Below are 15,020 nucleotides of genomic sequence, written 5' to 3' on the forward strand. Positions count from 1 at the left end.
TCTATATCTTCAAAATTCTATCTTCAAACCTTGTGCCCCTGCGTCAAAAACTATCACGTTAAGTTGAACTTTTGTGCATGATTATATTTTCATATTTGTTTCGGACACATGGACAAGGCCGTTCCCGCTTAAGAGTGTTTTCCCAATAAAAAAAGTCCCGGAATCTAAAGATGATTCCAGGACTTCAATTTACTTTTTATCTCTTCAGTTCCAACCAAGCCTCAGCCTCAACATTCATTTCCAAAGTTATCGAGCAATGCACGCACTTCATCAGTTGATTTCGTTTTCATCAATTGATTTCTTAATTCACCGGCTCCACGGAATCCTTTGACATAAATTTTGAAAAAGCGATGAAGCCCTGTGATTGAACGTGGTAGTGCTTCCGCATATTGATCTTGAAGATCAAGCTGCAGTCTTAAAAGATCAAGGTACTCTCTACTACTATGCTCTTTTGGCTCTTTTTCAAAAGCAAAAGGATTTTTAAAAATACCTCGCCCGATCATAACGCCATCAATACCATATTGTTCAGCAAGCTGCAGCCCAGTTTGACGGTCAGGAATGTCTCCATTGATTGTTAGTAGCGTATTTGGCGCGATACGGTCACGTAATTTTTTGATTTCCGGTATTAGCTCCCAGTGCGCATCTACTTGGCTCATTTCCTTTCTGGTGCGTAAATGAATAGAAAGGTTCGCAATATCCTGTTTTAAAATATGTGTTAGCCACTCCTCCCACTCATTTACATCGTTATTGCCAAGTCGTGTTTTCACGCTGACAGGCAGTCCGCCCGCTTTTGCTGCTTGAATAAGTTCTGCCGCAACGTCTGGACGTAGAATAAGACCACTACCTTTCCCTCTCGATACCACATTCGGTACAGGGCAGCCCATATTAATATCGATGCCTTTAAATCCTAGCTCTGCCATACCGATACTCATTTGACGAAAATATTCGGGATTATCCCCCCAAATATGTGCCACCATTGGCTGTTCATCTTCTGTAAAAATCAAACGGCCACGCACACTTTTCATGCCCTCTGGATGACAATAGCTATCCGAGTTTGTAAACTCTGTGAAAAATACATCCGGTCGACCGGCTTTACTTACGACGTGACGAAAAACAACATCTGTCACATCTTCCATTGGTGCAAGCACAAAAAAGGGTCGTGGTAAATCACGCCAAAAATTATCTATCAATTCAAACTCAAATCCTCTCATTATGGATACAACTCAAATTCTCGGTCAAAAAATATAAAGCCAAATGTTCCACTTCTTTTACACTTATATCATGCTTAATAACTTATTATCAAACACAAGTACACTTGGACATTTATCATTTGTGAAAAAACTATTTTTCTTGGCGATACGATTTAAAATAGGCTGACGTACTATTGACCATATGAAACTTACTTTATCTTGAAAGTTAATCAAGATGTACATTCCATCTCTTAGTTGAAAAATCTAGTAACTATCTCTCAAATTGTAGCATTAAATATACACCTTTTTAGTGTACTTCCATAAATTGCTTTATAATTTAACCTTTGTAATGGTCACATTACTATCCGGCGGGTGGGTGTACTACTGAAACGAAAGTATAGGAAAAAAATCTACAAACATTCCGATCTAGATTAATATTAAAATTTATAGTGTTTTCCATTCAAATAAAGCCTTGGAATCTAAGTTGGATTCCAAGGCATGATTAACTCTTTATTTTTTTAGTTCCAACCAAGCCACAGCTTCACAATGAGTCGTCTGCGGGAACATATCAACAGGCTGCACTTCTCTCGTCACATACCCTCCGTCTTCTAAGATCCGTAAATCCCTTGCAAGCGTTGCAGGGTTACATGATACATACACTACACGCCCTGGTTTTTGTTCCAATATTGTCTGTAACAATGCCTCGTCGCAGCCTTTGCGTGGAGGATCCACGACCAGTACGTCGGCAGTTTTGCCTTCTTTGTACCATTTCGGAATGACTTCTTCTGCTGGACCAGCTTCGAAGTAAGTGTTTGTAAAACCGTTGATTTCTGCGTTTCGTTTGGCGTCTTCTATCGCTTGTGGCACGATTTCAACACCTAGTACTTGTTTCGCTTGTTTAGCCAAGAAAAGTGAAATTGTTCCGATTCCACAATAGGCATCTATTACGGTTTCTTCACCTGTTAACTGTGCATAATCCAGTGCTTGTTGGTAAAGGACCTCTGTTTGCTCTGGGTTGACTTGATAGAAAGAACGAGCTGATATTTCAAATCGCACATCGCCGATTAAATCTTTTATGGTATCTTTGCCCCATAGTGTCATGGTTTTTTCGCCAAATATGACATTCGTTTTTTCATCGTTTACGTTTTGTACAATTGATGTAACTTCTGGCAAAATTCGCTTAATAGCTGCTACTGCGTCTTCTTTTTCTTTGAATTTCTTTTTCCTCGTGACCAAAACAACCATGATTTCACCTGTTGCTCGTGCTTTACGTACGACCACATGGCGAAGCATACCTTGATGCGTTTTTTCTTCATAAGGCATGATTCCAAGTTCGCTTAACACTTTCTTTATTTCACGAAGGATATCATCTGCTTCTTCGCTTTGGATAATACAAATATCAGTATCCGCAATTTCATGTGAACGTGTTTTATAGAATCCACCAACCACACGACCGTCTTGCAAGCCATAAGGAATTTGTGATTTGTTGCGGTAACGCCATGGGTTATCCATTCCTTTTACCGGAAGGACGGGAACGTTCAATTTGCCGATCCGTTCCATTGCATTTTTGACCATTTGTTGTTTCCAAAGTAGTTGGCCTTCATAAGATAAATGTTGAACTTGGCATCCTCCACATTCATCAAAGACGTGACATGGTGGCGCCACTCGATGTTCTGATGGTGTGATGGTTTCAATTAATTTCGCAAAGCCAAAAGATTTCAACGTTTTCATCACATGAACTTCTGATGTTTCTCCAGGAAGTGCACCGACAATAAATAATGGATATCCATCTACTTTTGCGACACCCGCTCCGTCATGCGTTAAATCTTCTATGTGAACCGTGATTCGGTCGTTTTTTTGTACTGGTAAAGACATGCAACTTCCTCCATTTCAATTGCTTATATTGTAGCATGAAGACACGTGAAAAGTAGAGTTCGAAATAGCATTACACCAATCTAATCAAGTCTATGTTATTATGTTTTGTTAATTAAAGAGAATGTAGGTTAGAATAAATTAACTACATACTCAAGGGGGAAATAGAATGACCGTTTTAGTAAAAGGACAAAAAGTGGATTTGACGAAAACGAACCCTTCATTGACGAAAGTGAAAATAGGACTTGGTTGGGACGTAGCAGGATCAAAAGAATCACATGACTTGGATGCTGTTGCATTGTTGTTGGATGCTACTGGCCACCTAGTAAATACACAGAACATTGTCTTCTACAATCAACTATCCAGTAGCCAATCGGCGGTTCAGTTAACACAAGATAACCGTACTGGTGCTGGTGCTGGAGACGATGAACAACTGCTAATCGATTTGAAAAGCATTCCTTCTCAAATCAGTAAAATTGTCATCGCCATCAATATTTATGAGGGAACTGCTAAGAATCAAAGTTTCAGTCAGGTAGTAAACGCTTATGCACGTATTGATAACGAACAAACAGGTCAGCAAATATATAGATACGATTTAGGAAAAGACTTTTCGAATGAAACCACCGTTATTGTTGGCGAAGTATATTTGCATAATGGCAATTGGAAGTTTTCTGCCATCGGACAAGGCATCACTGGCGGATTGAGTGATTTATGTACGCGGTATAATCTCCAAACCACGCCTTCATTATTTGTTAAAGCACCCGCAACAAAACCATTGGATTTCAAAAAACCAAGTGATGCCACTCCTGCATCCAACTCTTCTATCAACCTTTCGAAAATTGAATTGAAGAAAACAGGCGACAAGATTAATTTGAATAAAACTAGTTCTCCTTTAGGCGAAATACTGGTGAACTTAAACTGGAACCAACAAAAGGAAAAAGTACAGGAAACCAAAAAGGGCTTCCTTTCTTCTATGTTTTCTTCAGCTACTACAACTACTACAGGTTCAAACCGTACAGTTGACTTGGATTTAGGCTGTCTGTTTGAATTGGAAGATGGTTACAAAGGGGTTGTCCAAGCGCTTGGTAAAGGATTCGGTAGCTTAAAAGGAGAACCCTATATTGCCTTGGATCACGATGATCGCACGGGCTCATCTGTTGGCGGGGAGAATCTTAGAATCAATGGGAACCAACTCGTGAAGTTCAAACGTATTCTCGTATTCGCTTTCATTTATGAAGGTGCAGCTAACTGGTCTCAAGTAGACGGAGTTGTTACATTGAAGCAGCAAAGCGGCCCGGATATCGAAGTTCGCCTAGACGAACACAGACAAGGCAAAAGAATGTGTGCCATCGCCCTTTTGGAAAATGAAAATAACCAAACCTTGAGTGTTAAAAAAACCGTTGAGTATTTTAACGGGCATCGAGACATGGACCAAGCATTTAATTGGGGCATGAATTGGCAAGCAGGATCAAAATAAAATATTTAAAAACTTGGGCATGGATCATTTATCCGTGCTCTTTTTCTTTGTATGCTCTACTGTCTATCATGAAGAACATTTAGGTTGGCTGAAACCATTTTCCAGCTTCATCGTATAGTTGTATAGCAAGTTGAATAGATTTCAATAGATTGAAGATATCCATGGAAGACATAAAAATTCCGAAAGGTGTGAATAGATTGGATAATTCATATTTTGTAGGCTGGGGGACCTTGGCATTAATTAACGCAGGGCTCGCTCAAGGTAAAAATCGAACCGGATTGAATTGGTTTCTGTTATCACTTGTATTAGGACCTATCGCAACATTTTTCCTTCTAATTGTAGAAAAACGCAGAGATACCCTGTAATTTTTTGCTGTCCAAATTTAGAACTCTCTCGCTTATTGATTTTCCTTAAGTAGCATTTGAACTGTCCTAAATCGGGTATATATCCTACTAAACAAACAATGTTTGATAGTGGAGGAGACATACATATGCCGGTCTATCAGTACAATTTCGAAACCAATTGGAAGTTTGAAGCAGATATCGAACAAATTTGGGGGCTTATCAATCAGTTTAACTATGGAGAATGGTGGAAAGGATTAAATTCCGTTAGAATGAAGAAAGATAGAAGTAAGATTAGCGTTGGCGATCGATTTATTTCCATCTTCAAAACAAAGTTACCGTACCAACTGTCCTTCGAATCCGAAGTCGTTAAAATAGATAGTCCCACCTATCTTGAGATTAAGGCATTTGGAGAGCTAGAAGGTCGTGGCATTTGGCATTTGTCCCAAGTTGGAACGATTACGCATGTACAATATATTTGGCAGGTCAACACCAATAAAAAATGGATGAATACCTTAGCCCCCTTACTTCGCCCAGCTTTCATCTGGAACCACAATCAAGTGATGAATGAGGGAGCGAAAGGGATTTCTAATTCATTAGGAGTTAGGTTAATTTCATTATAAAAAGGAGCGATTAAAATGGAACAATCGAAACAAAAGATACACTCATTTTTAATGTTTGAAGGGAAAGCAGAGGAAGCAATTAATACATACACTTCCCTATTTGACCAATCAAAAATTATCAGCATCACGCGTTACGATGCTAATCAAAACGCACCAGAAGGTTCTGTCATGAAGGCGAAATTTTCAATTAAGGGACAAGAGTTTATGGCAAGCGACAGCTATGTAAAACATGCGTTTACATTTACTCCATCCATTTCAATGTTTGTCACATGTGACTCCGTAGAAGAAATCGATCAAGCTTTCGAAAAGTTATCTGAAGGTGGAGAAGTTTTGATGCCATTGGCTGCCTATCCATTTAGTCCAAAGTTTGGGTGGGTCAACGACAAGTTCGGTGTTTCATGGCAATTAAGTCTCGAGGTATGATTAATAGACGATTTCATCCATTAATGATGAAATCGTCTTTCTTTTTACTATCTAATTAAACAGGTATGATGAAATAGATTGATCAATCTGTATTCAGTGAAATGGAGGTTTTACTATTAAAGCACTCATATATAACAAGTTTGGCGGACCGGATGTACTTGAATATAGTACAATCACGGACCCAGTCATTGGACCGAATGACGTATTGGTTCGAATGAAAGCAATCGGTTTGAACTTTGCCGATGTCTATAGAAGAAAAGGAAATTATCACCTTGAAGGTCGACCTCCATATATTTTAGGTTATGAAGGTGCAGGAATTGTTGAACAGGTTGGAACAGAGGTGCTAGGTATACAGGTTGGAGACCGTATTGCCTTTGCAGATGTACCATTCGCGAATGCAGAATTAGTAGCAGTTCCATTCAACAAAGCCATCCCTCTTCCAGAAAACATTTCGTTTGAAGAAGCATCATCTGTATTGCTGCAAGGATTAACTGCACATTATTTAACGAAGGACAGCTACGCGGTGAAAAAAGATGATGTAGTTCTCGTGCATGCGGCGGCTGGCGGTGTTGGTCAGCTTCTCATTCAGATTGCCAAGTTGCTTGGTGGGGTTGTAATAGGTTTAACGTCTTCCAAGGAAAAAGCAGTGGTGGCACTAGAAGCCGGTGCTAATCAAGTCTTCCTTTACTCAGATGACTGGAAATCGGCAGTACTTGAAGAGACAAACGGCACAGGTGTGGATGTTGTATATGAATCAGTCGGATCCACGCTGATGGACAGCTTTACAGCCACCCGCATCGGAGGAACTGTGGTATTTTATGGAATGGCAGGCGGAGACCCGGTTTCAGTCGATCCCCGCATGCTGATGGATACTTCAAAAACCCTAACAGGCGGAGATCTTTGGAATGTCCTTACTTCCCGTGAACAACGGGTAAGCCGATCTAGTGAATTGTTCCGCTGGATGGAAGATGGCCGTGTTAGGGTATCCCAGCCGACAAGCTTTGCGTTGCATGATGGTCGGGAAGCCCATCAATATTTGGAAAGTCGTAAGAGTACCGGAAAAATACTATTGATTCCTTGAAACATATGAACAAATTGATCCCAGGTCGAATTTATCGACTTGGGTCATTTTTATATACCGCAACTCAGTTACATAAATTTTTTATAAATACTTACTTTAACTATTCATACTTAGCATGCTTTTTATTTCCCTTTTCAGTATTTCTTGAGCACCATTTAGTTTTAGGAGATGGCTGATAATTTCATGGTCATGAAAATGCTATTTGGGTCTTCCAAGTAATCCGAAAAGGGCTGGCAATATTGGAAACCGAAACTTGTATATAATCGTCTTGCCGGTTCAAATGAATTCATTGAACCCGTTTCTAGACTTAACCGTCTATAGCCACGTCGCTTGGATTCTTCAATAATATGTTGAAGCAGTCGTTTTGCGACACCCTTTCTAAGATGTAATGAAGATGTTCTCATTGATTTTATTTCACCATGTTCACTATCAAGTTCTTTAAGTGCCCCGCACCCCACTAAGGAATTGTCTTCCCAAGCACTCCAGAACGTTATCTCCGGTCTTTGCAATTGTTCAAGATTTAAGGCATGTATACTTTCTGGCGGTGATTGAAGAGTCATGCCATGAAGATGCTCGTTCACCAATTCAACGATTTCAGATCCAGTTAAATCATCTATTTTTATATACATAAAATATCCCACCGCCGTCTCAATACTTGACTATTTCAATCCATTTCATAAACTACCCATTCGGATCGTTGAGCACCCATTTTATCGTATAAGCCTTGTGCCACTAAATTATCTTTAGCTGTCTCCCATGTCATATAGGCAAAATTATTTTCTCTAATATACAGTAAACATGTCTCAAATAAATGTTCCCCCACTTTCTGCCCTCTGGCAGAATGCAAGACGAATAAATCGTTAAGAATCGCAGATCTTTTTACTTGAAGTGTGCTAAAAGTAAAATACAAAGTAGAAAAAACTACAAGTTTGCCTTCTTTGTCTGCTACAAATTGCAATCCAATGGAAGGAGTATCAATAAGATGTTGAATAAGTTTTTTTAGCTCTAATTCAATAGGTTGAGGTTGTTTGTAAAAATCAACTATGTATTGAACCATTAAATCATATAACTGTGGGATATCTGATTCAATTGAGGGTCTATATATTATTTTGTCCATTTATGGTACCTCCTGAAACTTCTATGAAACTCTTCCCTTTTTCTTTTGCAACCTTCTTCTCCTGATTTTCCTGTCGTTACTTAAATATTCTACAAAGTATAGTAGTTGTCCTTTTATGACAATGACATAATGACCAATTCGAGAAAATATTAATTTTACTGAAATGAAATAGAGACAGGTACTCCACGAATACAATGAAAGAAGCGCTTTATGTAAATGCATTCTAAATTGAGGAGCAAAAAATGATGGCCAGGAAATATGACAAAAAGACGTTAAGAAATGTATTTATTTTCACCTTGGTTGTCTTAAGTTGCGGCTGGGTAGGTCGTCTTGTTGATTTGAAAGTCGGAACAGATTCTAACGGTAGCTTGGGACAACTGATTTGGCTCGTGTCACCACTGCTCGCAACGATCATTCTCCGCTCTTTTATGGGTGACGGTTGGAGAGATTTCGGAATCAGGCTTAAATTTCGGGAAAATCTGTTCCCTTATTTCCTGAGTATCCTTCTGATTCCGATTACAACATTGATTGTTGTGTTAGTAGGACACCACATGAACTGGATCGATACATCCAATTTTTCATGGTCATTTCCACTTGCCTTTGGTTTGGCCATCGTTCCTATGTTTTTCAAGAATATTTTTGAGGAGTTTGCTTGGAGGGGCTATCTTGCTCCGAAACTATTTTCTATGGGACTCAACAGGTTGTTATCTCATATTTATGTCGGAGTGATTTGGGCTTTGTGGCATATCCCCTATTTATTGGTTCTCATAGATACTACGGAAAGTTTGGGCACGTACATTCCTCGAGTTATCGTTGGGCTTGTTGTTTTATCAGTTGTCTACGGGGAAATTCGTTTTGTGACCGGGAGCGTGTGGCCAGCAGTCATCCTTCACACGTTGGGAAACGCTATCGTGGATACTCTTATACTAAAAAAATTCATGGCTGTGCAAGTGGGATATGAATATCTAATAGCACCAAGTCCTGAAGGCCTATTCACGATATCGTTAACAGCCATTGTTGGATTATGGCTTTATAAGAAATATGCAAAAAGTAATTTGCAAAATTAGCAAAAAATGATAAAGACCCTTTTGTGCATAAAATACAAAAGGGTCTTTTACTGCTATTTTCTTCTTAACGTTTACATTAATGATATGTGATTCAACACAGCCTCAATGATACAATCCCAACCGTCGGAATGGATTTCGTTGCCTGGTCCCTCCAAAGTGACCAATGATGAACCTTGAATATCTTACTTGGAGTGTTGCTGAACATGCTTATTAAGTTCATTCGTTTACATTAATTTCAGTCAAAACCCATCTACTCTTAAAATACCCACCAATAAATCAAGGTTTATTTAAGCATGACCATTGCTCGTGGTCTACTTTTTTTAAACCTATCTCCTATTCAAATTCATTTCACTTCCCGCTTATTTCGCATCGCCTTCAAGATCTTCACGTTTTCAATTTCGCCATTTACGAAACGTTGATATTCAGGGGATTCCAATGGAATAAGTGCGGCTTTGCCTTCTGCATTGAAATGAATACCCCAACCATATTTTTTCCCGAGCATCGATGCTCGAAAACAAGCATGAGATTTCCCAAAGAACCCTTCACGTAGTCGATCTCCTTGTGTGATCATTTCTTCTTCGGGAATCGATTTATGCTGGACATGGACTTCGAACAACAAGTCTTCTTGAGTAAGCGTGTAAGGATTGTTCGAAAGCAAATCATACTCTATGGCTGGTTTTGTTCTGCCAGCTTTCTTGACAGGTGGGACTGTGGAATGTGTAGCGGGACAATCAGGTGCTATGGAAATGAACGTATTATAGTAATTCATACCCAAATTAGCTCTCTCCTTCCAACATTGTTTGTTTCTATCATAATAGAGGTTTCCAAATATTTCTTCTCATACTACTATTAAATGATAGAATTGTTTTCCTATTCTATTAATTTAAGGGGTGATTTAATGATAATTTGGATAAACGGTACTTTTGGATCCGGTAAAACGACAACGGCCTATGAATTACAAAAAAGAATACCTAATTCTTTTGTATACGATCCTGAAAGATTTGGATTTGTATTAATGGCGAATGTCCCTAAAGAGATGGCGAAGGATGATTTCCAGGATTATCTGTTATGGCGTGACTCGAATTTCGCTTTGTTAAAACAAGTAGCTGAAGTATATTCCGGAATCATCATCGTCCCCATGACACTTACCAACGAGACTTATTTTAATGAAATCATCGGGAAATTAAAAAACAATGGGATAAATGTAAAGCATTTCACTTTATCAGCTTCAAAAATCACAATCCAAAAGCGATTAAGAAAGAGGTTCGAAGGCAAAAATTCTTGGGCTTATCAACAGATGGAAGATCGAGTATCCAGTTTATCGAAACAAACTTTTGAAGAGCATATACTCACAGACGACATGTCAATTGAAGAAGTAGTGGAGTGCATTGCTAAACGGTGTGGAATTAATTTGCTGTCCGATCACCGCTCTCAGCTTAGAAAGTCATTAGATAGATCACTTATAAAGATAAAGGAACTTGGTTTATTTAAATAGATACGACAAGTGAGAAGGTCCATTAGTAATAACGTATTTTTTACTAAACAAGATTGAGCAACTCTTTTTGAGCCACTGGATGATAGTGCTACAATTGTTTTTACTAAATAAAAGAGGTGCTCCTATGAAAATTGATGTTTGGTCTGATTTTGTATGTCCGTTTTGTTATATTGGAAAGCGCAGATTAGAGATGGCTCTTGACCAATTTCCACATAAAGATGAAGTCGATGTTGAATTTAAAAGTTTTGAATTAGATCCGAATTCCCCTGTGTATTCCGGAAAAAGCATTCACGAAGTCCTTGCTTCAAAGTATGGAATGTCGATTGAACAAGCTAAACAAAATAATGAACACCTCGGCCAACAGGCAGCTGGTATTGGTTTAACCTTTAACTTTGAAGACATGAAACCGACGAACACTTTCGATTCTCATCGCATGGCAAAGTTTGCAAAAACTCAAGGGAAAGAAAAGCTTGTCACGGAAAGCCTACTTCAAGCATACTTCACTGAATCAAAAAATTTAAGTGACTTAGAAACCCTTGCTGATATCGCAGTAACTTCAGGCCTGGATCGACAAGAAACATTGGCTGTCCTAAACGACAAAACAGCCTATGCAAATGACGTTCGTATTGATGAAGGGCTTGCCCAACAATACAGAATTACGGGAGTACCTTACTTTATCATTAATCAAAAGTATGCCATTTCAGGTGCACAACCAATGGAAACATTTGTAGGCGCACTGCATAAAGTATGGGAGGAAGAACACCCGACACCTATTTTGCAAGATCTTTCCCCAGATGGTTCCACCGATGCATTTTGTACAGATGGCTCTTGTGCCGTTCCACCAAAAGAATAATCACTTGAAGACTCGGGTGTAAAGCACTCGAGTTTTTTTAATACAGAATCGATAAGTAATTCACTGTGATTTCAACTGTCACTTTGTTAAACTAACAAGAGTGCAGTTAAGGGTTCTTCCAGTCATGTGGATACACTGAAGCTCATTTATCTCAAAAATCTAACGACAGTAAGATTCTACATTTTGTTTAAAAAGTTTACATATATTTTAGGGGAGTGAGTAGTTTTGAGTGAAAATATATCACAAATTGATTACCGACAGATAATGGACTATTCACTTGACCCATTAATTATCCACACTGATCTTAAAATAATTGATGTTAATCAAGTGGCAGAACAATTTTTCAGAGGTCCGAAAGAAACGATTATTGGAGCAAGTCCATTGGATATATTCCAGGAAACGTCCAAACATGCTATAGAAAAAAGAATACAGTCCGCATACCAAAAACCAGCCAAGGTCATAGAAGAAACGATCTATCGACTGGACGGAACAACAGTTGATGTTGAATTATATTGTCACCCTGTGCAAATAGGAGACACAATCGCCATTCAGACATATGTAAGGGACATAACCGAAAGAAAAGAAGCCGAGAAAAAACAAAAAGAAATCATACAGCAAGTAAATGAACTTTCTGCGACACTTGTTCCTATTTTGGATGGAATTGCAGTCCTTCCGTTGGTAGGTTCAATTGACGAGGACCGAGCAAAACAACTCTTGGAACTTGTTCCCGTCAAGGTGAAGGACCAAAATGTAGATTGCTTGATCATGGACTTTTCAGGAATCTACACTTTGGACAGTGTCGTTACCGATTACCTCTTTAAAATTACTAGTGTATTGTCATTGCTTGGTGTGCGTTCGATTATTACCGGATTAAGACCTCAACTAGCGTTAGTGGCCATTCAGCTAAATACCCGGCTGGACTCAATTCAAACAATGTCTACCGTCAAGGATGCATTGCACTCCCTGGGCTTAAAACTAAAATGAGGCGTCATCCATTGTTAATGAAAAAGTATACTGTGATAAACCAGATCGGACCGGCACCCTCCTTCTATAAAAATTGGTGCCCCTTGAAACTACCGGGCGACCATCAAATTATAGGCGCATCAGTGATTGAAAAAGTTCATCATGCCGAAATTAATAACCTCACAGCATTTCCAGCTTGGTAATGCTGTCCAAGTTAATCTTGGATTACATCATTGATTCCACTCGAATTCCCCTACATGCCCCTCGTATTTTCATAGATTATCGTTTATTTCCCTCCTCCAAATGCTATGGCGTTCCTGCTTTACGGCTGGTGCATGTTGAAATGATTGAAAACTTAATTGCTGTAAAATCATGCGTGCTATTGCCACATATGAAAATCTTGGTTTCAAACCTACAGGGGAAATTGAAGAAGAAAGTCATCATTCGGAGCGGATTTATTCTTTGAATTTGAAATAGGATTAACAAATTCTCATTAGTATTTGACGACAGTATATAAAGGAGATCTGACGATGTACAAAAAACCATCGATTGGGGAATATCCTGCCTATTACGGGGGATATATCAACCTGGTCCCAAAAGGCAATCTACTTGATATTCTTGCGAAACAGCTTGAGGACACAACGGCATTGCTCTCGGACAAAACGGAAACACAATCAACTTATCGATATGCCGATGGGAAATGGACATTGAAAGAAGTAATTGGCCATATAACGGACACTGAACGAATCATGAGTTACAGGTTGCTGCGTATATCAAGAGGGGATAAAACACCACTTGCTGGTTACAATGATGAGGACTATGTAAAAGAAGCTTTCTTTCATACCCGCTCGATCTCTGAGCTACTGGAAGACTTTCATGTAGTAAGACGCTCAACTATCAGCTTATTGCGGGGGCTGCCTGAAACAGCATGGGCTAGAACAGGAATTGCCAACAACAGTGAGATTTCCGTTAATGCGTTGTTGTTTATAATTGCAGGTCATGAACTTCACCATGTAAATATCATAAAAGAGAGATATTTAATCTAGGAAACAGTTTCCCAAAACCTAAAAAACGCTTGGATATTGATTCATATCCAAGCGTTTTTCACGATCGAAGAGCGTCCTGTGCTACTTTACTTCAGAATTATTTACGTCTTTTTCCTTAGTAAGGAACCAGCCAGCTACGGCTATACCAACCAAGACGATGTAGAAAATCAGTTTCCATTCAGTGGAATGTGCAAAACCATATGAAATAAGTCCTACATCCGGATGTCCCATTGTTAAAACCGCAAGTTTAACCCCAACCCAACCGACAATTGCAAAAGCAGCAATTTCAAGCCCTGGTCTTGTATGAAGAAGTTTTACAAAGAAGTTAGCTGCAAAACGCATAATGATTAAACCGATTAATCCCCCGGTAAAAATCACAAGGAATTTTCCACCATCCATGCCTCCGATATTAGGAAGGTTTGTGTTCGGAAGTGTCATCGCCAAGGCAACTGCTGCTAAAATTGAGTCAACAGCAAACGCGATGTCTGCTAATTCAACTTTGAATACTGTTACCCAGAAACCAGATTTCTTTTTTTCCTTTTCTCTTTTTTTCTCATCTCTATTTCTAAAAATGATTTTCCTTGCGATATGATTAATCGCGATGAATAACAGATATAGAGCACCTATTGCTTGAACCTGCCAAACATCGACAAGGAAAGAGATGATAAACAATGAACCGAAACGGAAAACGAAAGCACCTACAAGGCCGTAGAACAATGCCTTCCTTCTCTCGGCTTCAGGTAAATGCTTCACCATAATTGCCAATACAAGTGCATTATCCGCTGCCAATAATCCTTCGATTCCTATTAGTACTAATAACACCCATCCATACTCTAGTAATAATGAAAGTTCCAATATGCCTCACTCCTTTTCTTATGTTTATAGTGAATCCTTAAGTTTTTTCTACATAATTTTGATTATATCCTGGTCCAGACTTTCCACACCTTGTTTGAAAGAAAGTTTTGTTTTGAATCGATAAGAACAATTGCTTGTTGTCGATGGGACAGTTAATGGAAGCCGGAAAGTTAAAGGTATTTTATTGTCTGTTGCCGACGGAATACTTTCAGTTGTTAAAATTGTGATTGAATCGACTACATCTTCCCGTTTGGTCTCCTCATCAGTTTTTATCAAATCACAATCTATCCGTTTTAGTTGTTGTAATGTTGTTCCTCCTTTAATCAAAAAGTAACCCTTTACCTGCTCACTGGGGTTGAATATATCCTTTTCAAGAATTAGATCGATTTTTGCTGAACCTACTCCTAAGAGCGCCATATATTTTCTTAGTATCACCATGTTCCTCCTGTTTTCACGCGGATTTTTTCTGTCAGTAGTTTGTCATCTTATTTTGTTTCAAGCATTTCTGTTTAATCCGATCTATCACTCCAATCATTTAATTTGAATAAATATGATTGAAAGTCCATCCATATTGATATTTATTGGTCCAGAAAAAGAAAAAAACCTTTGCCAGAGAC

General features: G+C 38.8%; 16 protein-coding genes. 9 read left to right on the forward strand and 7 right to left on the reverse strand.

Going from position 1 to position 15,020, the window contains the following annotated elements; all coding sequences use genetic code 11:
• Nucleotides 1–227: 227 nt before the first annotated feature.
• Nucleotides 228–1,211 (reverse strand): tRNA dihydrouridine synthase, encoded by a 984-nt coding sequence (locus GY23_RS10535; RefSeq protein ID WP_211270666.1) that lies wholly within the window; start codon nucleotides 1,209–1,211, stop codon nucleotides 228–230.
• Between the two features lie 489 nt (nucleotides 1,212–1,700).
• Nucleotides 1,701–3,065: a 23S rRNA (uracil(1939)-C(5))-methyltransferase RlmD gene (gene rlmD, locus GY23_RS10540; RefSeq protein WP_075619177.1), complete on the reverse strand. Its 1,365-nt coding sequence runs from the start codon at nucleotides 3,063–3,065 to the stop codon at nucleotides 1,701–1,703.
• Between the two features lie 166 nt (nucleotides 3,066–3,231).
• Between rlmD and GY23_RS10545 the strand changes: the two genes are divergently transcribed.
• The 4 genes from GY23_RS10545 to GY23_RS10565 all read left to right on the forward strand — a co-directional run bounded on the left by GY23_RS10545 (nucleotide 3,232) and on the right by GY23_RS10565 (nucleotide 7,007).
• Nucleotides 3,232–4,539 (forward strand): TerD family protein, encoded by a 1,308-nt coding sequence (locus tag GY23_RS10545; protein ID WP_075619178.1) that lies wholly within the window; start codon nucleotides 3,232–3,234, stop codon nucleotides 4,537–4,539.
• A gap of 490 nt (nucleotides 4,540–5,029) precedes the next feature.
• On the forward strand, nucleotides 5,030–5,503 hold the full coding sequence (locus GY23_RS10555) for an SRPBCC family protein (RefSeq protein ID WP_075619180.1): 474 nt from the start codon (nucleotides 5,030–5,032) through the stop codon (nucleotides 5,501–5,503).
• Nucleotides 5,504–5,518: 15 nt separating this feature from the next.
• Nucleotides 5,519–5,926, forward strand: a complete 408-nt coding sequence (locus GY23_RS10560; RefSeq protein ID WP_075619181.1) for a VOC family protein — start codon at nucleotides 5,519–5,521, stop codon at nucleotides 5,924–5,926.
• 115 nt (nucleotides 5,927–6,041) lie between these two features.
• Complete coding sequence (locus GY23_RS10565) at nucleotides 6,042–7,007, forward strand: quinone oxidoreductase family protein (protein WP_075619182.1); 966 nt, start codon at nucleotides 6,042–6,044, stop codon at nucleotides 7,005–7,007.
• A 161-nt stretch (nucleotides 7,008–7,168) separates the two neighbouring features.
• On the opposite strand, the gene GY23_RS10570 is transcribed toward GY23_RS10565, so the two are convergent.
• Both GY23_RS10570 and GY23_RS10575 read right to left on the reverse strand, forming a co-directional pair.
• Nucleotides 7,169–7,636, reverse strand: coding sequence for a GNAT family N-acetyltransferase (locus GY23_RS10570; protein ID WP_075619183.1), 468 nt, complete (start codon nucleotides 7,634–7,636; stop codon nucleotides 7,169–7,171).
• 35 nt (nucleotides 7,637–7,671) lie between these two features.
• On the reverse strand, nucleotides 7,672–8,124 hold the full coding sequence (locus tag GY23_RS10575; RefSeq protein WP_075619184.1) for a GNAT family N-acetyltransferase: 453 nt from the start codon (nucleotides 8,122–8,124) through the stop codon (nucleotides 7,672–7,674).
• A gap of 245 nt (nucleotides 8,125–8,369) precedes the next feature.
• On the opposite strand from GY23_RS10575, the gene GY23_RS10580 reads away from it, so the two are divergent.
• Nucleotides 8,370–9,191 (forward strand): CPBP family intramembrane glutamic endopeptidase, encoded by an 822-nt coding sequence (locus tag GY23_RS10580; RefSeq protein ID WP_075619185.1) that lies wholly within the window; start codon nucleotides 8,370–8,372, stop codon nucleotides 9,189–9,191.
• A 343-nt stretch (nucleotides 9,192–9,534) separates the two neighbouring features.
• On the opposite strand, the gene GY23_RS10585 is transcribed toward GY23_RS10580, so the two are convergent.
• Nucleotides 9,535–9,960: a DUF6157 family protein gene (locus GY23_RS10585; protein ID WP_075619247.1), complete on the reverse strand. Its 426-nt coding sequence runs from the start codon at nucleotides 9,958–9,960 to the stop codon at nucleotides 9,535–9,537.
• Between the two features lie 129 nt (nucleotides 9,961–10,089).
• Between GY23_RS10585 and GY23_RS10590 the strand changes: the two genes are divergently transcribed.
• From GY23_RS10590 to GY23_RS10605, 4 genes are all read left to right on the forward strand, one after another.
• Entirely contained in the window at nucleotides 10,090–10,686 is a 597-nt protein-coding gene (locus GY23_RS10590) for an AAA family ATPase (protein WP_075619186.1), read from the forward strand.
• Nucleotides 10,687–10,810: 124 nt separating this feature from the next.
• Nucleotides 10,811–11,539 carry a DsbA family oxidoreductase gene (locus GY23_RS10595; protein ID WP_075619187.1) on the forward strand — a complete coding sequence of 243 codons (729 nt, stop codon included), beginning with the start codon at nucleotides 10,811–10,813 and terminating at the stop codon, nucleotides 11,537–11,539.
• A 225-nt stretch (nucleotides 11,540–11,764) separates the two neighbouring features.
• Nucleotides 11,765–12,523: a PAS domain S-box protein gene (locus GY23_RS10600; RefSeq protein WP_075619188.1), complete on the forward strand. Its 759-nt coding sequence runs from the start codon at nucleotides 11,765–11,767 to the stop codon at nucleotides 12,521–12,523.
• A 509-nt stretch (nucleotides 12,524–13,032) separates the two neighbouring features.
• A complete protein-coding gene (locus tag GY23_RS10605; RefSeq protein WP_075619189.1) occupies nucleotides 13,033–13,548 on the forward strand; it encodes a DinB family protein in 516 nt (171 codons plus the stop codon).
• Nucleotides 13,549–13,629: 81 nt separating this feature from the next.
• On the opposite strand, the gene GY23_RS10610 is transcribed toward GY23_RS10605, so the two are convergent.
• Nucleotides 13,630–14,403, reverse strand: coding sequence for a TerC family protein (locus GY23_RS10610; RefSeq protein ID WP_075619190.1), 774 nt, complete (start codon nucleotides 14,401–14,403; stop codon nucleotides 13,630–13,632).
• 48 nt (nucleotides 14,404–14,451) lie between these two features.
• Complete coding sequence (locus tag GY23_RS10615; protein WP_245827643.1) at nucleotides 14,452–14,841, reverse strand: sporulation protein; 390 nt, start codon at nucleotides 14,839–14,841, stop codon at nucleotides 14,452–14,454.
• Between the last annotated feature and the right edge of the window lie 179 nt (nucleotides 14,842–15,020).

It is taken from the genome of Paenisporosarcina indica (assembly GCF_001939075.1).
Lineage (GTDB): Bacteria > Bacillota > Bacilli > Bacillales_A > Planococcaceae > Paenisporosarcina > Paenisporosarcina indica.